This is a genomic window from Heliomicrobium gestii, assembly GCF_009877435.1.
Lineage (GTDB): Bacteria > Bacillota > Desulfitobacteriia > Heliobacteriales > Heliobacteriaceae > Heliomicrobium > Heliomicrobium gestii.
Window position 1 is genome coordinate 274,948 of record NZ_WXEX01000004.1, and the last position, 24,329, is coordinate 299,276.

18 protein-coding genes are annotated in these 24,329 nt (G+C 56.5%); 1 reads left to right on the top strand and 17 read right to left on the bottom strand.

Translation table 11 applies throughout. The features are described 5' to 3' along the window. Positions 1–44: 44 nt before the first annotated feature. The 9 genes from GTO89_RS06565 to GTO89_RS06605 all read right to left on the bottom strand — a co-directional run bounded on the left by GTO89_RS06565 (position 45) and on the right by GTO89_RS06605 (position 12,712). Positions 45–1,241: an anaerobic glycerol-3-phosphate dehydrogenase subunit C gene (locus GTO89_RS06565; RefSeq protein WP_161261255.1), complete on the bottom strand. Its 1,197-nt coding sequence runs from the start codon at positions 1,239–1,241 to the stop codon at positions 45–47. Beyond that, positions 1,238–2,500 carry an anaerobic glycerol-3-phosphate dehydrogenase subunit GlpB gene (gene glpB, locus GTO89_RS06570; RefSeq protein WP_161261256.1) on the bottom strand — a complete coding sequence of 421 codons (1,263 nt, stop codon included), beginning with the start codon at positions 2,498–2,500 and terminating at the stop codon, positions 1,238–1,240. Before glpB ends, GTO89_RS06565 begins: the two co-directional genes overlap by 4 nt. Next, positions 2,500–4,104: an anaerobic glycerol-3-phosphate dehydrogenase subunit GlpA gene (glpA, locus tag GTO89_RS06575; RefSeq protein WP_161261257.1), complete on the bottom strand. Its 1,605-nt coding sequence runs from the start codon at positions 4,102–4,104 to the stop codon at positions 2,500–2,502. Before glpA ends, glpB begins: the two co-directional genes overlap by 1 nt. Before the next feature lie 413 nt (positions 4,105–4,517). After that, positions 4,518–6,020: a glycerol kinase GlpK gene (glpK, locus tag GTO89_RS06580; RefSeq protein ID WP_161261258.1), complete on the bottom strand. Its 1,503-nt coding sequence runs from the start codon at positions 6,018–6,020 to the stop codon at positions 4,518–4,520. Positions 6,021–6,280: 260 nt separating this feature from the next. Continuing rightward, complete coding sequence (locus GTO89_RS06585) at positions 6,281–6,991, bottom strand: MIP/aquaporin family protein (RefSeq protein ID WP_161261259.1); 711 nt, start codon at positions 6,989–6,991, stop codon at positions 6,281–6,283. Positions 6,992–7,683: 692 nt separating this feature from the next. Further along, complete coding sequence (locus GTO89_RS06590; RefSeq protein ID WP_161261260.1) at positions 7,684–8,253, bottom strand: glycerol-3-phosphate responsive antiterminator; 570 nt, start codon at positions 8,251–8,253, stop codon at positions 7,684–7,686. A gap of 238 nt (positions 8,254–8,491) precedes the next feature. After that, a complete protein-coding gene (locus GTO89_RS06595) occupies positions 8,492–10,288 on the bottom strand; it encodes a peptidoglycan DD-metalloendopeptidase family protein (RefSeq protein ID WP_161261261.1) in 1,797 nt (598 codons plus the stop codon). A 228-nt stretch (positions 10,289–10,516) separates the two neighbouring features. Then, positions 10,517–12,112: a murein biosynthesis integral membrane protein MurJ gene (gene murJ / locus GTO89_RS06600; protein ID WP_161261262.1), complete on the bottom strand. Its 1,596-nt coding sequence runs from the start codon at positions 12,110–12,112 to the stop codon at positions 10,517–10,519. A gap of 141 nt (positions 12,113–12,253) precedes the next feature. Further along, entirely contained in the window at positions 12,254–12,712 is a 459-nt protein-coding gene (locus GTO89_RS06605; protein ID WP_161261263.1) for an ECF transporter S component, read from the bottom strand. 223 nt (positions 12,713–12,935) lie between these two features. Here GTO89_RS06605 and GTO89_RS06610 point away from each other — a divergent pair, with 223 nt between their 5' ends. After that, the gene (locus GTO89_RS06610; protein ID WP_161261264.1) at positions 12,936–14,156 is read left to right on the top strand and encodes a multidrug efflux MFS transporter; all 1,221 of its coding nucleotides are present in this window, start codon (positions 12,936–12,938) and stop codon (positions 14,154–14,156) included. A gap of 71 nt (positions 14,157–14,227) precedes the next feature. Here GTO89_RS06610 and GTO89_RS06615 read toward each other — a convergent pair whose 3' ends face one another. From GTO89_RS06615 to GTO89_RS06650, 8 genes are all read right to left on the bottom strand, one after another. Beyond that, on the bottom strand, positions 14,228–16,207 hold the full coding sequence (locus GTO89_RS06615; protein WP_161261265.1) for a methyl-accepting chemotaxis protein: 1,980 nt from the start codon (positions 16,205–16,207) through the stop codon (positions 14,228–14,230). A gap of 209 nt (positions 16,208–16,416) precedes the next feature. Next, positions 16,417–17,646 carry a LeuA family protein gene (locus tag GTO89_RS06620; protein ID WP_161261266.1) on the bottom strand — a complete coding sequence of 410 codons (1,230 nt, stop codon included), beginning with the start codon at positions 17,644–17,646 and terminating at the stop codon, positions 16,417–16,419. 14 nt (positions 17,647–17,660) lie between these two features. Next, positions 17,661–18,155, bottom strand: a complete 495-nt coding sequence (locus GTO89_RS06625) for a 3-isopropylmalate dehydratase small subunit (RefSeq protein WP_161261267.1) — start codon at positions 18,153–18,155, stop codon at positions 17,661–17,663. Then, on the bottom strand, positions 18,148–19,416 hold the full coding sequence (locus tag GTO89_RS06630; protein WP_161261268.1) for a 3-isopropylmalate dehydratase large subunit: 1,269 nt from the start codon (positions 19,414–19,416) through the stop codon (positions 18,148–18,150). Before GTO89_RS06630 ends, GTO89_RS06625 begins: the two co-directional genes overlap by 8 nt. Before the next feature lie 209 nt (positions 19,417–19,625). Further along, on the bottom strand, positions 19,626–19,973 hold the full coding sequence (locus GTO89_RS06635) for a NifB/NifX family molybdenum-iron cluster-binding protein (protein WP_161261269.1): 348 nt from the start codon (positions 19,971–19,973) through the stop codon (positions 19,626–19,628). 214 nt (positions 19,974–20,187) lie between these two features. Next, positions 20,188–20,685 (bottom strand): ferritin-like domain-containing protein, encoded by a 498-nt coding sequence (locus GTO89_RS06640; RefSeq protein WP_161261270.1) that lies wholly within the window; start codon positions 20,683–20,685, stop codon positions 20,188–20,190. 40 nt (positions 20,686–20,725) lie between these two features. Then, positions 20,726–22,369 (bottom strand): bifunctional diguanylate cyclase/phosphohydrolase, encoded by a 1,644-nt coding sequence (locus tag GTO89_RS06645; protein ID WP_161261271.1) that lies wholly within the window; start codon positions 22,367–22,369, stop codon positions 20,726–20,728. Further along, complete coding sequence (locus GTO89_RS06650; RefSeq protein ID WP_161261272.1) at positions 22,366–24,267, bottom strand: SpoIIE family protein phosphatase; 1,902 nt, start codon at positions 24,265–24,267, stop codon at positions 22,366–22,368. The genes GTO89_RS06645 and GTO89_RS06650 overlap by 4 nt, the downstream gene beginning before the upstream one ends. Positions 24,268–24,329 lie beyond the last annotated feature (62 nt).

Sequence of the window (24,329 nt, forward strand, 5' to 3'; positions counted from 1 at the left end):
AAGGCCATAGGCAAACCCCTAGCGGTGGCAACCTCTGTCGCTGCCTACAACCCGTACGCCTCAGCCAACAGTTCGATGGGGTGGACCACGGGCAGGCCGGTCACATGATTGACCTGCAACTGGCACATGCCACACTCCGTGACGGCCTGTTTGACGCCGGTGTCCTCGACGGCGCGGACGATGTTCTGGCCGATTTCGCGGCTGATGGGGTATTTTTCTTTTTTGAAGCCGTAACTGCCGGAGAGGCCGCAGCAGCCGGCGTCCAAGGGAAGCACCTGCAGGTCAGGGATGAGCTGCAGGATCTCCTGTGAGGGCACGCCATAGCCGACGGCGCGCAGGTGACAGGGCTGGTGGTAGCCGTAGCGGCGCGGCAGCGCCTTCAGTTGGGTGTCAAGTTGCCCTTTTTCATGGAGCAGAACGAGGTACTCAAAGGCGTCGTAGGTGTTTTCCGTTACCAGCGTCGTGTCCATGTCGAAGAGTTCATGGTACTCCTGGCGCAGCATCAGGTTGCAGCTGGGACAGGTGGTGACGACGGCATAGCCGTCTTGGATGTACCGGTTCAGCTTTTCCAGGTTGCTCACGCCATAGGCTTTGGCCGCATCCATGAGTCCGTTGGAGACGGTGGGCAGGCCGCAGCAGTTGAAGTCGTCGACGACCATCTCGATGCCGTTGTGGGCGAGGACCTTCGCCAGCGCCAAGCCGACTTCCGGCGTGTAGTAGTTGACATAGCACCCTGGGTAGTAGAGCACCTTCCCTTTCGGGTTGGCGATCTTCTTCGGTTGGAACTGCTGCAAGAAGGTTTTCGAGGCGAAGCGTGGGAAGGGCATATCGGCGGCGACGCCGAAGAAGGCTTCACCCATCGCCCGGAAAGGTCCGACACCGGCGGCCCAGTTGACGATGGACGGCGCGATCTGGGCAGCCTTGCAGATCCATTCGACCCGCCCCAGGACCTGGTCGCGCAGGGGAGCGCCGTTGAGGGCCACATACTCCCCCTTGGCCTTGCAGTTCATGGTGGCCACGTTGACGCCGGAGGGGCAGACGAAGTCACAGGTCTTACAGTTGCTGCAGTAGCTGATGGAGGGGTGAACGGCGGCCGGCTCGTCAAGGCGGAAGCGCTCCAGGTCAGGGCCGTTCTGCTTCGGTCCGGCGTACTGGTCGGTCACTTTGACGACAGGACAGTTGGCGACGCAGATATTGCATTTGATGCAGTTATCGAGGATGAGATGACGATCCTGACTCATGAGGGCACCTCCCCGGCGAGCTTCCCGGCCTTGTAGCCGGAGGCGAGAGCGACGCCGTTGCCGCATTTTTCGATGGGTCCGTTGGCGCCGGCCAAATTGGCGCCGGTGATCCGCACATTCTCCAGACATACCTGACCGGCTTCGTCGAGCGGCTGCAACCGGTCGTTGACGGCGATGCCGAAGCGGTTGAAGCCATGACCGTTCATGGAGAGGAACTCGCCAGAGGCCCACTTCTCCAGTGTGCAGACAGGCAGGTCGAAGATCATCTCTCGAACGGCGCCGATCCGGCTGTCAAGGCCGCCGCCGACAAAGGCGCCTGTGGCGAGCACATAGGTCTGGGCGGCAAAGGTGAAGGTCTTGCCGGCGCCTTCGGCGGTCACCTGGAGGCAGCGGTTGCCTTCCGTCTTCGCGCCGGTGAAGGTGCAGCCGATGATCACATCGACACCCATGTTGCGCAGGTGCTTGAGCAGCAGTTGCTGCAAGCGCTGGCCCGGCAATGCCGGCGGGATGTTGGCCACTTCGTAGACGGGCGCGCCGAGGGCGGCCGAGAGCCGGGCGGCCACATCGATATCGAGCCGTTCGCCCAACACCGGCGGGAAGAGGACGACCGTGCCGGATACGACATGGGGCTTGATCTGATCCACCGCTTCTTTGATCCCCTCGGCTTGTTCCAGCCGGTGGGCCAAGGTGGTGGCGTAGAGTTTTTTCCAGGCGCAGCGCAGCTTCACAACGGCGATGTTTACGCTCTCCGGGAGGTTGCCGTTGCGGGCCAGGTTGGCGGCCATCACCTCAGGGTAGAAGTCCTTCAGCTCTTCATAGCCGGCGATAACGATCCGTTTAGCCTTGTCCAGGTCCTTGACGGCCATTGAGGGCGGCGCCAGGAAGGAGGGCCGGAAGGTGCCGACAGCCGTCGGCAACAACCAGTTGGCGCCGCCGTTGTCCCGGTAGTCACAGCCATATCGCGCTGTGATCCCTTGGAAGCAGCGCAGGCTCTCTTCCAACACATCGGCCACTTTCGTGTAGGGGTGTTCCCGGTTGACCTCACCCAGGCGGGCGATTTGGGCCAGGGGGTTTGGGCAGACCTGCTGGGGGTCGTCGATGTCATATCCCCAGAGGTCGATGCAGCCGGAAGAAAGACTGAGCGATCCCATGCCCTTGGCGGCGACGGTGACTTTTTTTCCCGATTCGGCGGCCTTGGCGGCGGCCATCAGGCCGGACAGGCCGGCGCCGATAATCAACACATCTGTTTTTTTATTCATCATTTCATTCTCTCCATGCCGAAGAGTGTGCAGAAAATCTCTGAGGACAGCTGCGCTTCCCGCAACTGCTGGCCCCAAAGCACAGCCCGGACGCCGCGCCAGCGGTTTTGCAAAAACTCGGCCAAAAACTCGCGGTGGGTGACTGTGAACTGTTTATGGTCGCTCATCGCGCCCAGGGTGCGGTAGCTGCAGAAGATGCCTTGGCAGGTGCCCATCCCCATCCGGGTTCTGCGGCGGATGTCGCTCAAGGTCTTGCTGTCGTCATCGTCAGCCACGTACTCAATCTCGGCGGCGCTGACCATCTCACACTCGCAGAACATGCGCCGCTTGGCGCGGTCTTGTTCCGCCTCGGCGACGACTTTGGCAAAACCTTCGCCAAGCCGTTCGGCCGCTTTTTTGGCGCCGGGGACGCCGAAGACCTTTTTCCCCCGCTCCAGCATCTCCGCCGACTGGGGCGCGCTGAGGGGTTCTTCCTTCGTCCGGCAGGGGGTGTTGTTGCCCAGTTTTTTCGCGGCCAAGTCGACCGTTTTTTCCGCCATCAGCCGGAAGGTGGTGAATTTTCCGCCGACGATGCTGATCAGGCCGGTGAGGCCATCTCGCTGTTCATGATCGATGAGGGCGAAGTTTCGCGTCACCGCTCGACCACCGGCGCCCTTGTTCGCCTGGTACAGGGGGCGCACACCGGCGAAGGCCCGGATGATCCGGTAGTCATCGATGCGAGGCATCATCTCCCGGCCGACGGCCAGCATATCTTGAACTTCTTTGTCGGTTGTCTTGAAGCTGTTCGGATCGTCAACAGAGACAGAGGTGGTGCCCAGCAGGGTGATGGTGCCGTGGGGAACGAAAATGTCGGCGTCACCAGGCGGGCGCAAGCGGTTGACAACCTGGTTGGTCAGGCGATGGTTGAAGGCAAGCAGGGTGCCCTTGTCTTTGATGATGCTCACATCGAGACCGGCCAGGGTCGTTACCTCGCCGGCCCACGCGCCGGCGGCGTTGATCACCATGTCACATTCGATCTGACGGGCCTCGCCGGTCAGGGTGTTGGTGAGTTCCACACCGCTGATGCGGCCATTGGTTTGGTGAATCGCCGTCAGTTTGCTGTAGTTGGCCATCTTGGCGCCATAACGGCGAGCGGAGTTCACGTTGCTCCAGAGCATCCGGAAACCGTCGACAGCCGCATCGGGCACCGAATAGGCGCGGGTGATCTTCGGTGATAGAACCGGGTATTTTTGAATCAGCGCGCCAACGTCCAACTCTTTGGTCTCAATGCCTGCCTCGGCGCAGGCCTTCACCCATGTCTCCGCATAGGCCGGGTCGTCGCTCGGCAGTTGGGCGAAGAGACCGCCGGTCGGTTCGATGCAGTCCGGGGCCAGGCGTCGCAGCAACAGGTTTTCTTCGATACACTCTTTTGCCGCCTCTTTATCTTTCACGGCATAGCGGCCACCGCTGTGCAGCAGCCCGTGAAACCGGGAACTGGTGCCGTGAGCCAGGTCGCCCTGTTCGACCAGGAGGGCCGATAGGCCCCGCATGGCCAAATCGCGCAGGATACCCGTACCGGTGGCGCCGCCTCCGATCACCACCACCTGAACGCGTTCGGTTACCATAGGTCAACCTCCGTCCGTTTCGTCGTATAGAAGTCGTAGAAAGCATGAAGCATTCCTTTTATGAAAAAAAGCCGCCAATGCCAGATCATTTCCGGTACTGCTGCGGCTTCTCCAAACTCACAGGCCTCTATCAAGTTCAGGGTTGATTTCCCTCACTGTGGCGTTCCATGAATGTTGAGGAAAACCTTTATCGAATTGACCTGACGGTCAGAATTGACAATCGTAAAAGGCGCTTCGCCTGGCGGGATGGGGAGCTTGGAGGAGGTCGCGCCGCCTGTCAGGCCGGCGCGGCCTCCTCCCCTACGCTCTTGGTTTCGGCGATTCAAGCCGATACAGTCGGATTCTGTATCACTCACTCGCTGATTTCCGACGCTCGTTCTACAGAATTGCAGTTCATCTATCGCTGCTGTTGATTAGTTTTCCGTTTCCCAATCCATGCTGCGGGTGACGGCGCGTTTCCAGCCGCCGTAGAGCTTGGCCCGCTTTTCTTCAACCATTTCGACTTCGAAGCGGTTGTCAAGCTGCCAACGCTTGGCCAGTTCCTCTTTGCTCGACCAGAAACCGACAGCCAGGCCAGCCAGGTAAGCGGCGCCCAGAGCGGTCGTCTCTATGATCCGGGGGCGGTCGACGGGAACGCCGAGGATGTCCGCCTGGAACTGCATGAGCAGGTTGTTGGCGACGGCGCCGCCGTCCACTTTCAGCGCTTGCAGTTTGATGTTGGAGTCGGCTTCCATGGCGCCGAGGACGTCCTTGGTCTGGTAGGCCAGGGCTTCCAGGGCGGCGCGGACGATGTGGGCCTTGGTGGTGCCGCGGGTCAGGCCGACGATGGCGCCGCGAGCGCGCATATCCCAGTAGGGAGCGCCCAGGCCGGCGAAGGCGGGAACCATGTAGACGCCGTCGGTGTCGTCCACTTTGCCGGCAAAGTATTCCGAGTCAGGCGCGGCTTCGATCAGCTTCAGGCCGTCGCGAAGCCACTGGATGGCGGCGCCAGCGATGAAGATGGAGCCTTCCAGCGCGTATTCCACTTTGCCTTCGATGCCCCAGGCGATGGTGGTCAGCAGGCCGTTCTTGGAGTCATAGAGCTCGGAGCCGGTGTTCATGAGCATGAAGCAGCCGGTGCCATAGGTGTTCTTGGCCATGCCGGGGGCGTAGCAAGCCTGTCCGAAGAGGGCGGCCTGCTGGTCGCCGGCGGCGCCGGCGATGGGAACGGCGTGTCCAAAGAAGAGGTCCGTATCGGTGCAGCCGTACACTTCGCTGGAAGGTTTCACTTCGGGCAGCATGGAGGCGGGCACGTTCAGGGCTTCCAGCAGTTCAGCGTCCCACTTCAGTTCGCGGATGTTGTACATCAGGGTCCGGGAGGCGTTGGAGTAGTCGGTCACATGGACCTTGCCAGCGGTCAACTTCCAGATCAGCCAGGTGTCCATGGTTCCGAAGAGCAGTTCGCCTTTTTCGGCTTTTTCCCGGGCGCCTTCCACATTGTCCAGGATCCACTTGACCTTGGTGCCGGAGAAGTAGGCGTCGACGACGAGGCCGGTCTTGGTCCGGAAGGCTTGTTCCAGGCCGCGGGCTTTCAATTCGTCACAGATGGCGGTGGTGCGGCGGCATTGCCAGACGATGGCGTTGTAAACCGGTTTGCCGGTGGCTTTTTCCCAGACAACGGTCGTTTCCCGCTGGTTGGTGATGCCGATGGAGGCGATTTCTTCGGCGTTGACGCCGGTCTTGGCCAGCAGTTCAGCGATGACGCCATACTGGGTGCTCCAGATTTCATCGGCATTATGTTCCACCCAACCGGCTTTCGGGTAGATCTGGGTGAATTCTTTCTGGGCAACGGCGACGATGTTGCTGTCTTTGTCAAAGAGGATCGCGCGACAGCTGGTGGTGCCTTGGTCTAAAGCCATAACGTACTTTTTGCTCATTCGAACCTGACACTCCTTTAAATTATTGATTCAATAGGGTTGATTCGAAGGATTCTGTATGGACGCTATTGACTGCGATTTGACAGGGACTCATGAGGGAAGGTTTAACTGGGGAAGCGGCTTTTCGGATGATTTTCCGCTTCAAGCGTTGTCGGCGGGTGGGGCATCCCGCCGCCACATGTTTCAATGATTGCTGTTATTTTCGGAAACGCTCGCTTCTCTGCTGTTTCAGGCGAGGCGATTTGTTATCACAGGGTTGCTTAGGCGCCGAAGAAGGTGACGTAGAAGAAAGCGCCGACAACTGCGCCGATGACGGGACCGACGATGGGAACCCAGGAGTAGGCCCAGTCAGAGTCCCGCTTGCCGGGAATCGGCAGAACGGCGTGAGCGATACGAGGACCCAGGTCGCGGGCGGGGTTCAGAGCGTAACCGGTGGGGCCGCCGAGGGACATACCCAGGACGACGATCAGCAGGCCGACAGAGATGGTGCCGACGCCGTCAGCCATCTTGTTGGCGCCGAGGGCGAGGATGCCCAGGACCAGCATGGCGGTAGCGATCACTTCAGTGACGACGTTCGCGCCATAGCTGCGGATAGCCGGGCCGGTGCAGAAGATGCCCAACTTGGCATCGGCGTCGTTCGTTTCTTTCCAGTGGGGCAGGTAGGCCAGGTAGACGAGCACAGCGCCGAGGAAAGCGCCGATCATCTGGGCGGCGATGTAGCTGGGTACTTGCGCCCAGGGGAATTTGCCGATGGCGGCGAGACCGATGGTCAATGCGGGGTTCAGGTGGGCGCCGCTGTAGGAACCGACGCTGAAGGCCGCGATCAATACGGCGAGACCCCAGGCGACAGTGATGACGATCCAGCCAGCGTTCTGGCCTTTCGATTTGTTGAGCAACACCCCGGCGACGACACCGTCACCAAGGAGAATGAGGATCATTGTACCGATAAGTTCTGCTGTAAACGGCGACATAACTTGTCCTCCTCGTACTGTTTTTCCTTCTGCTTTTTGGCATGCAACCAGCGGATTCGACGCGCCGGCTTGTCACTTGCCGCTTGCCCCAAATGATTCTTCATCGCTTGAATCGCCATCATCCCCCTTGCCGGTATGATCCGGAGCAATCGGAGGTGGCCGCTTTTTGCAGATCACTCCCTTCCTTGCGTAAAATATCACGACCACAAACATCGCGCGAAAGGTTCGAGCGTCTACGCGGCCGTCTCCTGAACTCCAAAGCCCGGGTCTAGTGAGTAAGAAACGGATAACCCCCAATTCAACATCAATTCGATGTCTCTTCGGGGGTTAACTCTTTTACTCCTAACCCGATATCAAATTGTTCTTAGTTATAACATTCTTCATCTACGGACAAATTCCTGCTGAAAAATTAGAATTATTATAAATTTACTGACTCGGTTCACTGGCGTCGCTTTTCCGGCTTACCTCCCCCCCTTAGAAAAAGAACCCCCGAAAAGCATCCTATCGATGCGTTCTCGGGGGGTTCTCTGTAAACTCCCAACCCACTGATCAACTTGTCTGACGCGCTGAGCAAAGGACCACTGCTGCTGCTGCGGACATTGGTCGCCTCTGGGTCTTTGCATCTTTGCGCATGTTGCATGTTATAACATTCGATATGCCGTTCGAAAATCCTGCTGTTCTTTAAAAAAATGTTATGAACAGAACCAGAGGTGGCGCAAGCTCGTCGATACGGCGTCGATCCCTTTTTCAAAGGCATCCCGCACATCCGCCTCGGTGCGCAACAGCCCGCCGGCGAGAACGGGGACGCCGAGGGCTTTTTTTAAGTCCTGAATAACGAAACGGGGAACTGTGGCCGGCAGGATTTCGACGGCGCTGGGCTTGACATCGCCGGCGACGCGAATGGCCGTCTTGATCGACTCAGAATCGACAATGAAGACACGTTGGACAACCCAGAGGCCTTCCTCTACGGCGAGTTTGACCAGATTGGACTTGGTGGTGACGATGCCATGAACGCCCATCCGCTTGAGCAGATGGATGCCAGCCTTGTCCTTTCCAATCCCTTCGATCAGATCGATGTGGGCCAACACATTTTTCTGGGCCGCCCGGATGCGTTTGATCGCGTTGGGCAGGTGGTTGACGTCACCGCCGAGCAAAAAGATGGTGCGGATCTTGGGGTGGCCGATCAACTCTTCCAGGTCCTCCAGTCGGCGAAGGGCGCCGCCGATCTTCGTTCCTTCCATAACCGTTTCTAAAAATCCCATGCTACCTCCCGAACACCAATCCTGCCGATTTGTATTCGTTCATTCATTCTCCATCTCGAGCAACAAATCCTGCGTTCACCCCATATTCTAGCAAGAGATCCGGTAACCCTTCCCCAGGTTAGTGTAACCGCCTCATCCTCATTGCTATCGCTCCCTTACCGACCAAACAAAGAAACCGAGAATCCCCCCTCGATTCGGAGGGCGCCCGGTTTTTTCTGACTGATATAAACGGCGTGTTTTACCGTATCACATAGTAGTAGGGATCCACCGCTTTCCCGTCAAAGCGAACCTCATAATGCAGGTGCGGCCCTGTTGTCCGTCCGCTGCTGCCGACCTCAGCGATGGGCTGATCCTGCGCCACCCTATCACCCACCTGAACGTAGACCTTGTGGAGATGGGCGTAGCCTGTCACGATGCCATCACCGTGATCGATCTCCAGGTGATGTCCGTAAATCGGATGGCCCAGTTCAACCTTGTTGACCGTGCCGGCAGATGCCGCCACGATCGCCGTTCCCCGCCGGGCAAAGAGATCGATCCCCTCGTGAGCCGCCCACTCTCGGGTGATCGGATGCCGTTGAAAGCCGAAGTTGCGGGTGATCTCGAACTTCGCCAGAGGCGGAACCAGCCCAGATTGGCGAGCCGCCTCTTTTTCGATGGCATCGGCCACGATTTCCAGTTCTACGCTATGGGAGGCTTTGACCAGCAGCACCCCTTCTTCCGGCAGTTCCTTCAGGGCCAGTTCAACGACATTTCCCTTTTCCCACTTTTCAGAGGCGTAAAGGACCCTTCCGCCGGCTTCCGTAGCCCCCTCTGCCATGGTTTTCGCATACTGCCCCAAGGCGATCAGGCCAAAGCCAAGCTCTGCCGCCAACTTGCCGATCGATCGATGCTGCGCAGGCGCTTCCTCGCCAAGGCTGCTCATTGTTCCCACGATCGCCAAGCGTTTCCCTTCTTCCGCCAGCCTCGCTGCGCTTTCTAATGAGGCTGACATGGAATGGGGGTTGGCGTTATAGGTGGCATCGATGAGCAACCGCCTCCCCGGCAGATGAATCGGAGAAAAACGCCCCGGTGTCTGCTGCACCTTTGTGAATCCCTTGGCGATCGCCTCCGGCGAAAGACCCACATGGTCAGCGACTGCCGCAACCAGCAACGCGTCGATCACGGCTGGACGTCCGTAAAATCCGGGCAGTTCCACCTCTACCTCCCGCTCTAACCCACAGAGTTGAAAGCGGGTTCCGTTGCGGTGCACCTGGATGCGCTCGGCCCACAGGGAGAGAGCGCTCATCTCGCGCTCCAGCCCCACCCAGCGAACAGGCGCCTTACAGCGTGTCAGTTCTAGGCTGCGGCAGCCTGGATCATCGCCGTTTAAAACGAGAAGCCCTTTTTCCGGGAGGTGTTTCAGCAATTTTTCCTTTTCCCGGCGCACACCCTCTCTTCCCCCGAGATCTTTGGCATGGCCCAGACCGATACAGGTGATCACACCGATCTCCGGCGCCGCCAACCGGCTGCCGAAATCAATACTGTTGGGGATGTAGGCGCCGACTTCGACTACGCCGAAGGCATGGCGTGGACGAAGTCGGAAGAGGGTATACCCGATCCCGTAGGGGCCGTTGTAGTTTCGCCAGTTTTTTTGCACCTCGCCGGCTTCAGCCAGCACAGCGGCAAGCATCTCTTTGGTTGTTGTTTTTCCGGCCGATCCGGTCACCGCCACGATGCGCGCCTTGCAGCGCCGGCGGTAGGCCTTGACCAATTTGAAATAGGCGTCCCGCACGGAAGCCGCGCCGATCACAGGCACACCGGCATTGGCTGCCGCAGAAGCCGCCCGAGCCGGGAGCACCAGCGCGCCTACTCTTTTGCCGGCCGCTCGGACGGCGTATCCCGCCGGATCGGCCAGATTGACCAGCGGGATCAGGACATCCCCCTTTCCGCAATCGGCCAACCGCTCACAAACATAGCGAACCGGATCCTCCGGACGCCCGGACAAGAGCTCTCCCCCTGTCGCTGCGACGATGGCGCCAACGTTCCATTCGTTCACGGGCAATACCTCCGATGGCAGTTTTGTATACTACCAAAATATGGTGGTTGCTGCCGGCTGTTACCCCAATCGCTGCAAGGGTCTCCGGCGCCAACGACAGTACCGGCATTCCATAAAAAAACCGGCGCCTACGCGCCGGTTCTCCCTGAACAACCTCATTTATCCATCTGCGATTGCGATCATCTATTTACCCAATGCCTTCCACTCGTCCGATGGCGTCAACGACGCTCACTCTCCATCGTTTTTCGGCAGGCCCATGGCAGGAGGAGCACTGCGGGGCGCCTTGATTTTTGAGAGGATTTTATCGGCAAATTCGCGCACCTCCGGCGTGCCGAGCGCCAAGAGGGTTCCACCATAGACGAGGGCGGCAGCTATTCCGGCCAAGATCATGGAGAGGACCGTCGCCCACCAGCCGCCTCCGGGAAAGAGGGCGATCAGGCGGGAAAAGCTGAATGCCAGTACGACTCCCATCAGCGTTGCGGCGATCGCCGCCCGGTAGAGCACATTCCACTGGGTCCGGAAGGACCAGCCGCCCACCCGCCGGTAGAGCAGCCAACCCAGGATCACCATATTCAAAGCGTTGGAAATCGACGTGGCCAGCGCCAGACCGCCATGAGAGAGCCAGGGAATAAAGAGGAGGTTCATCCCCACGTGGATGAACACGGTCAACGCCCCGATTTTGACCGGCGTGGCCGTGTCATGGAGGGAGTAAAAACCACGGGTGTACAAATCCCGGACAGCGGAGGGAAAAAAGCCGAGGCCGTAAAATACGAGGGCGAAGGCCGTCATCGCCGCCCGCGAGGCGTCAAACTTATCCCGTTGGAAGAGCACCTGGATGATCGGATCGCTCAGGAGCATGGTCACGACCATGATCGGCAACAGGATCAACGCGTAATAGCTGACCCCCCGGGCCAGGGTGTTTTTAAACCCCTCCTGATCGCCGACAGCCAGCATCGCCGACAGCGCCGGCAACAAGGGTATGGCAACGGCTGAGACAAAGACGCCCATGGGAAGCTGGGCAACCGTGTTGGCGTATTTGAGCGCCACGACGCTCTCTTCGGAGATGGACGCCGCCATGTTGCTGTCGATCAGGATGTGGATCTGGCTCACACCGACACCGAACAGCACCGGCAGAATCATCATCCAGAGCCGCCGGACGAGGGGATTATTCAAGCCCAGCGTGGGGTAGTACTGAAAACCTTCCTTCAATAAGCTCGGGATCATGACGACAAAGGATAATAAGGCCCCAAGGGTGGTCCCCCACGCCAATCCATGGATGCCCCAACGTGGGGCCAACAAAAAAATGGAGGCGATAACGACCAAGCTGGACAGGAGCGGGCCAATGGAGGAGACGAAGTAGCGGTTCAGGGAACTGAGCATGGCCATCGTCACACCGCCCAGGGACGACAAGATCAAGGTGGGGAATAAGATGAAGAGCAGTTCCCCCGTCAGATCGAGCAATGGCGGCGAAAAATCGGTGGCCAACAGAACAGCCACCTGCCGGGAGAAGACCATCCCAAGGCCGGCCAACAGGGAAATCCCCAACAGCACGGTGTTCAAAACGGCGCTGGCCAGTCGCCAAGCGGCGTCCCGGTGGCCTTTTTCCAACTCAGCCGTGAAAAGCGGGATAAAAGCCGCGCTAAAGGCGCCCGTCAAGGTGATGCCTACGATGTTCGGCAGGTTGAAGGCAACCACAAAGGGCCCAAGAACTTCGGCGCCGAATTTGGCGCCTACGAACATCTCCCGAACAAGTCCGATGGCTCTGCCCAGCAAGGTGAGCACCATGATCAAGGCGGCGGCTTTTGCGATTCGTTGTGCAGTCAACTTTTGCGCCCCCGTAGCTATATATTCGGTTTATCTTTCCGTTGACGATTGCTCCTCCTCTTGTTGCATTCTAAAGGTCGAACCGTCTTCGTCATTTTACCAGAAATGAAGCGGATCCTGTACGGTTTCTGGCAAAACAATTCATTCCTCTTTGGGCAAATAACGAAGCACCAGCAGTCCGACCATGCCACCGGCGAGCGCCGTAAATAGCTGCGGGAGCGAAAGGGCATTGGCGACAGCCGGCGGCGCCTGGATCACCCAATGGACTGCCGTCGCCATCACAGCAAATTTCAGCAATGCGCCGGCAGCGATCCCCGCTGGAGCGCTCCGCTTGCTCAGCAGTGAATAGCCTGCGCAGAAGATGCTGTTGCCGGCTGCGATGACAGGCACTGCGATCAAGAGCGGCATCGTCCCCGTCAAAAAAGCGAGCAGCGGCGTTAGGCAACCAAGGACAACAGCATAGGCGAGTCCATTATATCCAGCGGCGATGATCAGGAGCGCATTGACCGCCGGTCCCGCCACCCACTGGACTTTGATCTGTTGAAAAATCAACGCCAAGGACAAGAGCACGGCTGTTCGTACAGTACGATTCAGTTTCATATTGCCCCCCCTTTATACAGAAGTTATCCCTAGAACTCATTTTCTTCAGAAAAACCAATATTCCTATATTGCAAATATGACGATCAAAAGCCTTTCGAAAGAAGTTATTCCCTTGTGGAAATATTTATTTTGGTGAATATATTTCCATGGAAGGAGTTTCATTCAATTCGTCTAACATTTATTGCTGATAATAATAATGATTCAAAAGGATTGATGAAAGGTCATGGTTTCATGGAAACGGGTCTTATTGGTCTGTTGGTTCGGTTGCTTCGTCATCGCAGCCGGGATGAATCTGGTGCTTCCCTTTATCCCTCTATATGTGGAGCAGTTGGGTGTCCATGATATTGCGGAAATCGAGATCTGGTCTGGCATCACTTTTGGAGCGCCTTATCTCGTCTGCGCCTTTGCAACCCCCCTTTGGGGCGCCTTGACGGATCGGTTCGGGCGAAAACCGATGTTGTTGCGAGCAAGTCTCGGTATGGCCATTATCATGACACTACAAGGTTTTGTCGGTGATGTCTATCAGTTTTTAGGCCTTCGACTATTGATGGGCGCTGTTTCGGGGTATGTGTCGGCGGCCATCACCGTTGTGGCTACGCAAACGCCGAAAGATTCTTCCGGTTGGGCTCTCGGCACCTTATCTTCCGGCACCATCGGCGGAACTCTTTTGGGCCCCCTGATCGGAGGCGCCCTGGTCGAGATCATCGGCATGCGCCATGTCTATATTGTCACTGGCGCTTTGATCTTCGTTGCTTTCATCGTGACCCTGCTCTTCATCCAAGAAAATCACAAACCGACCAATAAAGCGATACTGTCGAATAGACAGGTCTGGGAAGCGGTGACGGATCGACGACTGATCTGGGCCATGTTCTTCTCCAACTTTATCTTGACCGCCGCCAATCTCACCATTGAACCGGTGGTGACGGTTTACGTCAACGAGTTACAAGAAGATGCCGGCCATCTGGCCATGATCGCAGGCGCTGTTGTCTCCAGCAGCGGCATCGCTACCTTTCTGTTTGCGCCATACTTTGGAAAGCTATCGGATCGAATCGGACCCAGAGCCGTTTTGCTCGGCGGTTTGGTCGCTGCGGCGATCTTCTACGTTCCCCAAGCCTTCGTAAAAGATCCCTGGCAGTTGATCGGCGTGCGGTTTCTCGCCGGCGCTGCCTTGGCGGGATTGCCTCCGGCGATTAATTCGATCGTTCGGCGAAACGTCCCCGATTATGTGGCGGGACGGATTTTCGGCTACAACCACTCTGCATTTTACATCGGCAGCATCTCAGGGCCAACCCTGGGCGGTATGATCGCAGCCCATCTCGGCATTCCCTATGTCTTTTTTGCGACAAGCGCGCTCCTCTTCGTCAATGCGGTCTGGGTATATCTGATGAGCGATCCGAGTCGCTCGATCCTTTGTCAAGAACAGGAAGAAAATTTGTCCCTATAAATTACCTCTCGATAGGCGCACAGAAAAACAATCCCCATCCAAATGGACAGGGATTGTTTTTTCTTTGCATTTTACACTTGGAAACGATGAACCAATTTCGCCAATCGTTCGGACATATCTCCCAAGTTGCCGGCGAAATTCTGAATTTCTTCCATGATGGCAACCTGCTCTTGCGTGGCCGCAGCCACGTTTTCCGTACCTGCCGACGACCGCTGCGCGATGTCTTTGATGGCCTCGATCTCATCAGCGATCTGGTCTCCATTTTGGGCGATCTCTTTGACCGCCGAAAGGGCTTGTTTCGTGTCGGTCAATACGTTGTTGATCGACTCCACAATCGCTTCGAAGAAGCGGTTGACGTCCACAACAATTTTGGAACCTTCCTCCACCGTCGATGTGCCTGAGGCCATGGTTCGGACGGCCTCTTGTGTTCTGACCTGGATCTCCTCAATCAGGTGACGAATCTCATTGGCCGCCGCACCGGATTGCTCCGCCAGTTTTCGCACCTCATCAGCGACAACGGCGAATCCCCTGCCCTGTTCTCCCGCCCGGGCCGCTTCAATCGCTGCGTTCAAGGCCAGCATGTTTGTTTGTGAGGCGATATTCGAGATGACCTCTACGATTTGGCCGATCGCCTGTGAACGCTGACCCAGATTTTTCACCACTTCCGATGATTCATTGACGGAACTCTGTATGGTGCGCATCTGGTGATTGACACGCTCCAGCGTTTCTCGCCCATCTTCGGCGTACTTGAATGCATCATTCACTCTTCTTGCCGCCGCTTCCGTGCGTTCCGTTACCAGTCGGATCGAAAGGGCCAATCGCTGATTGCTCTCCGAGGATTTTATGGTTCGCTGCACCGTATCATGGGCGCCGAGGGCGACCTCCTGGGAGGTGATGGCGATTTGCTGGGTGGCTTTAACGGTTTGGACACTGCTTTCCACCATTTTTTTCGAGTATCCGCTCACCTGGGTGGCGTGTTCTTGGACGTTGCAGATCACTTCACGCAGATTGGCCATCATTTCCTTGAAGGCCTTGGCCAGCTCTCCCACCTCGTCTTGTTGCGTTTCCATCTGTTCGAAATTGTGGCTCAGATCTCCCTGGGAAATCTGCGTCGCATGGTCACGGAGCTGCAGGATGGGCTCTGTAAAGCGGTTGGAGAAGTAATAGGTCGTCGCTGCCACCAGCGCCAACAGCAACAAGGTCACCCATAGAAAGGTAGCCATCATGGCGTTCAAGGGACCCAACACTTCTGACGCAGGCAACGAAACGGCAACAGACCAATCAGCGCCAGGCACGGGACGGAATGCGACAAAATGCTCTTGGTTGGATTCATCCCGATAGAGGGCAACCCCCGGCTCGCCGCCCACAATTTGCTTGCTCAAATCTTTTAAAGGTTGATTGACGCCTTCGTCCTTCAGATAGTTGACCTTCATATTGAGTTCTTTATTCGGATGGGCGATCACCGTTCCGTTATTATCAAGCAAAAAGGCGTATCCGTTCTGGCCGATTTTATAGGAGGCGATCTGTTCCGATATCCGATCCAGTGTGATGCCGCCGCCTGCCCAGCCGATGATTTTCCCATTTTCTTGAATCGGATAGTTGAAGTTGATGACAGGTTTGCCCAAGCTCTTGGAGATGACAGGCGAAGACATGGCTATTTTCCCTGTCTTCATGGCCTTTTGAAAATAGTCGCGATCGGACACGTTGGTCGGAGAAACGGTGGCCACTGTAGACTTGCCGTCTGGCGTACCGTAAAGCAATGCAAAAAGATCCTTATTCCGTTTTAACTCGGATTTGAGGTACGGTTCTACCTGTTCCGGACTTAACGTGCGAATGGGAGAAAGGCCTAACGTCTCAAGGTATTTTTCAGTATCATCAAGCCAACTGCCTATGTTATTGGCCACGACTTCGGACTGAGTCATCATCGACTGCTTCAGCTGAGTTAAAAAGACATCCTTCGCTTTCATGTATACGATGCCGGCGATACTGCCGATAGCGACGGTCATGCTTAAAAAGAAGAAGAGAATCAACTTCGCTTTAATGCTTTTCATAAAAAACCTCCCTTGCTTTAACGCACTGGAAAGACAATACCGCTATGTCCGAATTTTAACACAGGCTCTGCACGCAAATTGTCGAATTGTGTTACTGTTGACTTTTTTTTATAATTCAAGAGATAAGAAGATAACAAAAACTGGCTGAAGAAGTGCGTGCTTCTTCAGCCAGTTTTACCTTTTGCCTATTTTTCTGTATAGCCTCCTCGTTACCCTGTGACGTGCCTGTTGATGATCCCTTTAATCTCCCTGTCCGTTAAGACCGTTTTCTTCCGTTTTATCTCTTCGAAGATGTCTGTTACCAATGTGTCGTCACAGGCGATGCCTCTTTTTTTCAGCCAATAGACGACGTTCGATTTGCCGCACATGGGGCCGACCTCAATGATTTGTTCAAAACCCAATTCTCTTGCCGGAACAGAGGTGTAGACGAGGTCGGCCAGGTCCGATTGGCCCGATTCCTCCGCTTTGATGATCGCCGAGGCATGGACCCCAGTCCCCGTCCGGTAAGCGTCAAGACCGAATATCGGTTGGTTGCTCGGGATTGGGAATTTAAAAGAGGCGGACACCAACTCGGCATACCGGCGTAAGAGTTTGAGGTTTTTCCCTGGGTAGCCCATCAGTTTTAGATTGACTAACAGTTGTTCGATACTGGTATTGCCCACCCGTTCACCGATGCCGAGGGCCGTCGCGTGGATGCGGTCAGCGCCGCATTCGACGGCGACCAGCGCATTCACCAGCGCGAGCCCTCGATCGTTATGACCATGCCAATCGATCAAAACATCGGGATTGCTCTTTTTCACGACTTCTCGGGCGAATTTCAGTATAGACTGCACCCCTTGGGGCGTGCTATGTCCGACGGTGTCACAGATCCCGATCCGGTATGCGCCGTTTTCAATGGCCGTTTCTAAAATCGGCCCTAAGTCTTCAGGATTGGACCGCGTCGTATCCTCCGTTAAAAAACAGACACGCAAGCCGTTTTCAACGGCAAATCGAACGCCCTTTTTTACATGTTCCAGTATGAACTGCAAATCCCAGCCCTCGACGTACTGCCGAACGGGGCTGGAACCGATGAATAGATTGGCGTCGATGGCGACGCCACAGTTTTGGGAGACATCGATGATCGCCTGGATATCTGCCGCAACGGTTCTTCCCGCGCAGATCATCTCAATCTGGAGTCCTTGATTGAGCTTGTACTCAATCAGCTTTTCGACAGCCCCTTTGACCTTTGTGGAGGCGCCCGGGTAGCCGATCGTCGCAAATTCAATGCCGATTTCGTCCATTACCGATATGAGGGATTGCATCTCTTCCTCGTCAGGCATCGAAATCGAGGGCGACTGAATACCATCGCGAAGCGTTTCATCAACAATACAGACTGACTTTTTTTCATGAAGACTTGAATAATCCGCCCCATTCCAATCATAGATGATATTTACGGACACGCTTCCCTATCCTTTCACTCCGAACGCGTAAGGTAATTGATCAGGCCGCCCGCGAGAAAAATCTTTTGAATCACTTCCGGATACTGTGGGATCGAGTATTGCTTGCCGGTGGACACATTTCTGCAGATGAAGCTTTCGAAGTTGATCTCCAAATCGTTCAAATCGGTCGTCTCTTCTACGATTTCGGGAGATTCAATGACAGGCAGCCCCATATCGATGGCGTTTCGAAAAAAAATACGCGCAAATGAGTTGGCGATTACACAGGAAATACCGGCGCCTTTGATGGCCAGGGGCGCATGTTCCCTGGAACTGCCGCATCCGAAGTTCTTGCCCACGACCAAGATATCGCCCAGTTGTTTCCGCTCTTGGAACAAAGGATCGAGGTTGATCAGGCAATACTTGCCCAGTTCTTTGGGATCGGTGGTGTTGCTGTATTTTGTGGGGATGATGACGTCTGTATTAATGTCATCGCCGTATCGCAGCGCTCTTCCCATTAAAATATTACTCATTGCAAAGGTCCTCCGGATGGATGATTTTCCCTGCGACGGCGGAAGCCGCTGCCACCGCTGGATTGGCCAGATAGACACGGCTGCTGGGCGAACCCATTCTGCCGACGAAATTGCGATTGCTTGTGGAAAGGCACACCTCATCATCGCCCAAGATCCCCGTATGACCGCCACAGCAGGGTCCGCATGTGGGCGATTGAACCGAAGCGCCTGCGGCGATAAAGGTCTCCATGATGCCTTCTTCGGCCATCTCCTCCAGGATCGCGTAGGTTCCTGGGATGACAATCAGGCGAACATCGGGATGTACTCGCCGTTTCGACAAAATCTTGGCCGCCTGCCGCATATCTTCCATTCTTCCGTTTGTGCATGAACCGATGAAGACCTGATCGACAGCGATCTCCTGAAGTTCCTTCACCCCTTTGACCTTTGACGGCAGGTAGGGCTCGGCAACAAGCGGCTCCAGATCGGAGATGGAGATCGGGATCTCCTGAACATACTCAGCGTCTGCATCAGCCTTTAGCCGCAAGATGTCCTTTTTCTTGTGGTATTTCTTAAAGTAATCGGCGGTGACATCATCGACTTCAAAAATTCCCGCCTTGGCTCCAGCCTCGACGGCCATATTGCAGATGGTGATCCGATCCGCCATATCCAGATGCTTCAACGAGGGCCCCGTAAATTCGAGGGACTTGTAGGCTGCGCCGTCGACACCGATCATGGATATGAGTTTTAAGATGATGTCTTTTCCCTGCACATATTTCTTTTTCTTGCCTGTCAACACCACCTTGATGGCTGGCGGCACTTTGAACCAGAGTCGTCCCGTCGCCATCGCTGCGGCAAAATCGGTGCTGCCGACGCCGGTGCCCAAGGCGCCGAAAGCGCCGTAGGTGGTCGTATGGCTGTCAGCTCCGATGATCAAGTCGCCTGGGTTGCATAAGCCTGAATCGGGTACGTAATGATGGCAGATCCCGCCCCGTCCGACTTCGACGTGGTGGGTGATCCCATGTTTGCGCGCAAATTGCCTCATCTGATTGGACAGATTTGCCGTATTTGTATCTCTCGCCGGCACAAAATGGTCTTGAACGAGGACGACTTTGGCGGGGTCAAAGACTGCTTTCCCAATTTTCTCAAACTCTCCAATCGCCAACGGTACGGTCGCATCCGTTCCCATGACAAGGTCCACATTGGCAAAGACGATCTCGCCCGTCTTAACCTCCTTTCCACCGTTGTGGGCTTGAAAGATTTTTTCCGCCATGGTTTTTCCCATGTGACACTTCCTTTCGATAGATAAGCAACGTCATAGACTATACGGTTAGGGAACGAATTGTATTTCACAATTCATCAATTTATCTAAAATTAACCATACATTAAATTGGTTGTCAATTTATTTTTAGGAGTATATGCCATGTTTGGCGAAAAAAAAAGCGCTCCTCAGCGAGAGCGCGATCCCAATGTTCAATAGCCCATCGATTCGATTCAATAGGGTGAAGGCGAGTCGTCTTGCCAGTCGCCCAATCCCATCAACGCATCACTGATCAAGTCGTGGCTGATGATGGACCGGACGCCCTGGGCGGCCAGCTTTTCCTGGGGACCGTAGCCGATCATGGTGACCAAAACGGCTCGGCAGTCGGAAAGGGACTCGACGGCCGTCTTTACCGCCGGCGGCGGTCCGCCATCACAGGAACAGTGGGGAACGACGGGACGGTCCTCAATAAAACGGTACCCTTGTCCATCCACCTCAAAGATCAAAAACCGGCGGGCATGTCCGAAGTGCTGGTTCACCAGTTTCCCGTCACTGCTGGCAACGGCTACTTTGATCGCCATCGCCATCACTCCTTTCTCCATCAATCTGTATTGCGTTGGACCATTTTTTGTCGTCGACCGGATCGGCTGATCGAGAAAACAGAAAAGGCCCCAGAAGGGTTTCCCCTTCTCGGACCTTCTTCGGCCTCTCAAGGCGTCCTCTGACACCTTGTCCGGTTGCTACTTCGATTATACTGAGCATCCCTATGGCATTCAATCTTTTTCCGGGCATCTGCTAGCGACAATTGACCGTAAAGAGATAATTCCACTTGGATGCATGCCTCAGTTCGTCTGTATAGATCTCGGTGATCATGTTGCGGTAGGGTAAAAATTCGAATCCATTGAGGACCTTCCGGTAGCGTTCGACAGCGCCCAACTCGCCGAACAGGGCTTTACGGATGCCTTCGCAATAATTGATCGGCCGCTCGAAGGTCGCCTCAGCCGCCGCAGGGGCTTCCTGACCGGTCACCTGCCAGTAAATCTCCCGCAGCATCCGCCCATGTTTCCGTTCGTCATCGCGGATCGACGCCACGATGTCCTTTTGATCCCGTGGGGCGGCGTTGAGCATGTAATCATAGAAAAGGTCATCTTCCCGTTCGGCCTTCACGGACTCGACGATCAGGCGCAAGGCCTCCGGTAAGGCGTACACCGCTGTGTACATATGGGTAGGGTAATAGCGGTAGGTGACGAAGGGATAGCCTGGGTAGGGCGCCGGAGGGCTGGTGGATGGCATGTCGTCTCGCTCCCTTTTTGCCATCATACTATGCAGGCGGTCAGGGCGCGGTCACACCGAAGAGCGCCGTCGAGTCGGCATGCTCGATGAAAATCGGCACGAGTCCGGGATCGAAGAGGCTGCCACACCCCCGCTCCAACTCGTCGAGGGCCGCTTGCGGGCTGATCGCCCTGGCATAGACCCGGTCATGGGTCAGCACATCATAGACATCGACGATCGACAGGATGCGAGCCAGGCGGGGGATCTCCTCGCCTTTGCGCCCATAGGGGTAGCCGGAGCCATCCCAACGCTCATGCAAGGCCAGGATCGCCTCGGCCACCGCCGGTTCACCGATGGATTGGGCCATCCGGCAGCCGATCTCGCTGTGTTGGCGAACGACTTCCCATTCCTCCGGCGTCAGCGGCCCCGCTTTGCCGAGGATCCCTTTGGGCAGGGCCACCTTGCCGATGTCATGAAGGGAGGCCAACAACATGAGGTTGCGCATCTCTGTCGAGTGGACGCCGATGCCGAGGCGACCGGCAAAATCGGCGGCCATCTCGCGCACCCGCTCCACATGGCCCTCGATCTCGAAGCAGGTCTCCCGCTGCAGCGCCTCCAGCCCCAGCACAATGTTCTGAAGGACGCGGCGGCTCTCAGGCAGTTTATTGCTGTACATCCGGTTCTCAGCCAGCCGGAAGAGGTCGCTGAATGCGACCGGCTTCTCGGCTGTGGCGCCCCCGAGGGCCATGCTGAGATCGATCGGCGCCGGCGCGGCTTGCCGGCAGGCCGCGTAAATCTGGTCGCAAAGGGCCTGGCAGGCGACGGCGTTGGTCTGCGGCAGCAGAATCAGGAACTCGTCGCCGCCCCAGCGCGCGGCCATGCCTGCCTCGCAACAGCAGTCAAAGAGGATCGCGGCGGCGCTGGCAATCAGCCGGTCGCCCGTTTCATGACCGAAGACATCGTTGGTCAATTTCAGCCCGTTAACGTCGGCCACGATGACGCTGAAAGGGTATTGCGAGGCCGTCATCAAGGAAGGCAGCAGGGTCTCCGCGTAGTTGCGATTGTACAATCCCGTCAGTTTATCGTGGGTGTTCAAAAAGGCCAGTCTGGCATCGGCTTCTTTTTTCTCTGTCAAATCGGTCAGAATGAGGAGAATTACATCCTCCTCCCGGCGGCCGGGCGGAGAGACAAGCAACCGGGCCTGCACTTGAATATGCCGCACTCCGATGCGCAAACCGGTAGGAACCTGTTGGAGGAGCCGGTTTCGGCTTGCTTCGTCTTCGGCAGCGAAAATGGCGCAAAAGATGCCCTCGAGTCGCAGGCCCTCCTCCGAACCGGGAGGTGTCAACAGTTCGACAATATTGACGCGGGCGATCTTTTTCTCTTCAAAAATGCGCGCGCACTCGGCGCTGTACTCCTTCTGAACGATCAGGTCGCGACCAAAGGTCAGAAAGCCCTGGTTGGAGTTATCGAGCAGCGTCCGGATCTTCTCTTCGCGCTCTTTTAAAATCGTCCCCTGGATGTCGCTGATCAAGAAGGCTTTTTTCGTTTCTTTCAACAGTTTTTGATAACTCTGCGCCAGCGCCTCGTATTTGAACAGCAGCGGGTTGTCGCCATGGCGAGGATCAGCCAGTTGTCGCAAGGCGTCCTCGAGGACCCGTTTCTCCTGTTCAAATAAAAAACCGCCCTGTTCTTCTTTGGTCATTTTCTACCTCCCCCCTTCGGCGAGACATCCCTTGCGGCCCTCGGGGTAAAGACGAGCACCGTGATATCATCCCGCTGGGCTTCTTCCCCCATGTAGTCAGAAAGGGTTTGGGTGAATATCTCCTGCTGCGCCGGCAGGGCGACGCCGCTAAGACCGGCGATCAAGTTTTTGAAGCGTCGTTTTCCGAAGGAGTAGTCCTGAACGCCGCCGTTTTGATCCAGATAGCCGTCTGTCGTGAGGTAAAGGAAGTCGCCTTCTCCCACCTCCACCACCCGGTTTTCGATGGAATCATCCGATGCAAAGCGGGGGTGGCCGATGCTCTTCCTGCCGCCCTTCATCACGGTCACTGATGTAGAAGCTCCAGACTGGTAGAGGTCCATCCCGGCGCCGGCGAAGACAACACGCCTTCCCTTGATCGAACAGAGGCCAATGTCAAGGCCGTCATAGCGCGTTTCCCCGTCCGCTTTTTTCTGGATCGTCTCCCGGACAGCCTGGTGCAACCGCCGCAGGATTTCGGCGGGATCCTCTCGAAAAGCTTCATCCGTTCGCTCATCGGCGATATGGTTCAACATCGTGGTGACGGCCATCGTCATTAACGCGCCGGGGACACCGTGTCCCGTGCAATCGCCGACAGCGACGATGCACTCGTCGTCATTGTAACGGCGGATCCAGAGGAAGTCGCCGCCCACGACATCGCGGGGGCGCCAGATCAGGAAGTGTTCCGCAAACAGTTCTCCCAGTTCGTATGGCGCCGGAAGCACCGCATCCTGCAATCGTTTGGCGTAATCGATGCTGTCCATGATCTTGCGGTTTTTTTCAGACAGTTCCCGGGTGCGCTCCCCCACAATCCGCTCCAGTTCTTCATTTAGCTCCAGGGCGCGCCGGTAGGGGTCAGCGATGCGCCGGGATACGATGTAAAAGACAATGCAAATCAGGGTGACGGAAAGCAACCCTGTCACAAACATGTTGACCAGGATCGAGTTCAGCACCGCCAGGCTCTCGGCGCGAGGAACCTGAAAAACCAGTTTCCAACCGGTGGCGCGGATCGGCTGGCTGATCAGGTCCAACCGATTTCCAGCGCCGTCCACGTATTCCATCACGCTCGTTTCGCCCTGATCGTTCGCGCTGAACAAAACCTTCTCCTCGATCGCATCGGGCAGATAATCAGCGAGGTTTTTCCCGTTGCACTCCAAACTGTCGGAGAGGTGGATGGCGCCCTTCTCGTCAACCAGCCAAAGACGGCTTCCGGCGCTGAACCGGTACTGCTGGAATTCCTGCGCCAGATCCTCCAGGCTGAGGCCGACGCCCGCCACACCGTAGGCTCTCGCTGCGCTGCCGATACGGGCGTTGACGAATATGTAGGTGTTCTGTCGCGCCTTGTTGTAGTCGAGATGGACCTGTAGCGGCGCCTTTGAGGCGAGAAAATCGAAGAACCAGCGATCATAGGGATCCTGGGGATCCATCGTCTGCATGATTTTCCCCTGCTCGCCCCAGTAGTTTCGCGATTGGGCGCTGACGATGAAGGTGTTCACATAACCATGATCACGAGCGATATCGACCAGCTTTTGGCGCGCTTTATCGCCCAGTTGATCATCCCGTTCACCTGTCGCCACCCACTCCGTCACTGTCGGATCGCTGGCAAGCAGGCGCGCCGTCTCGGTGGCCCGCTCCAGCCGCCCGTCGATGCGGGCCGCCATGGACCGGGCGATGTAATGGAGGTCCTTTGTTTTCAACTTGTCGATGACGCCGGTTCTCGTAATGGAATAGCCAATGACGCCGGTCAGCAGGACGGCCAGGGTGATCATGGCCGTCGCCAGCACGATGACCTTCATCGCGCCACGGTCATAGAGAACGTTCCGTCCTCCCTCAAGAAGGCCCTTTTCCTTCTCCAGCCCCATCGTCATCGCGCCCCTTTTGTCATACAGCGTTGCGCTGGGCCTCTGTGCCCCAGTCATGGGAG

Coding starts and splice junctions, on each gene's coding strand:
- GTO89_RS06590 (WP_161261260.1), bottom strand. CDS start 8,253: ATGGGATTTTTAGAAACGGTTATGGAAGGAACGAAGATCGGCGGCGCC.
- GTO89_RS06640 (WP_161261270.1), bottom strand. CDS start 20,685: ATGCCATCCACCAGCCCTCCGGCGCCCTACCCAGGCTATCCCTTCGTC.
- GTO89_RS06630 (WP_161261268.1), bottom strand. CDS start 19,416: ATGGGAAAAACCATGGCGGAAAAAATCTTTCAAGCCCACAACGGTGGA.
- GTO89_RS06615 (WP_161261265.1), bottom strand. CDS start 16,207: ATGAAAAGCATTAAAGCGAAGTTGATTCTCTTCTTCTTTTTAAGCATG.
- GTO89_RS06585 (WP_161261259.1), bottom strand. CDS start 6,991: ATGTCGCCGTTTACAGCAGAACTTATCGGTACAATGATCCTCATTCTC.
- GTO89_RS06605 (WP_161261263.1), bottom strand. CDS start 12,712: ATGAAACTGAATCGTACTGTACGAACAGCCGTGCTCTTGTCCTTGGCG.
- GTO89_RS06625 (WP_161261267.1), bottom strand. CDS start 18,155: ATGAGTAATATTTTAATGGGAAGAGCGCTGCGATACGGCGATGACATT.
- GTO89_RS06635 (WP_161261269.1), bottom strand. CDS start 19,973: ATGGCGATCAAAGTAGCCGTTGCCAGCAGTGACGGGAAACTGGTGAAC.
- glpB (WP_161261256.1), bottom strand. CDS start 2,500: ATGAATAAAAAAACAGATGTGTTGATTATCGGCGCCGGCCTGTCCGGC.
- GTO89_RS06610 (WP_161261264.1), top strand. CDS start 12,936: ATGGTTTCATGGAAACGGGTCTTATTGGTCTGTTGGTTCGGTTGCTTC.
- GTO89_RS06645 (WP_161261271.1), bottom strand. CDS start 22,369: ATGACCAAAGAAGAACAGGGCGGTTTTTTATTTGAACAGGAGAAACGG.
- GTO89_RS06565 (WP_161261255.1), bottom strand. CDS start 1,241: ATGAGTCAGGATCGTCATCTCATCCTCGATAACTGCATCAAATGCAAT.
- glpK (WP_161261258.1), bottom strand. CDS start 6,020: ATGAGCAAAAAGTACGTTATGGCTTTAGACCAAGGCACCACCAGCTGT.
- GTO89_RS06650 (WP_161261272.1), bottom strand. CDS start 24,267: ATGGGGCTGGAGAAGGAAAAGGGCCTTCTTGAGGGAGGACGGAACGTT.
- glpA (WP_161261257.1), bottom strand. CDS start 4,104: ATGGTAACCGAACGCGTTCAGGTGGTGGTGATCGGAGGCGGCGCCACC.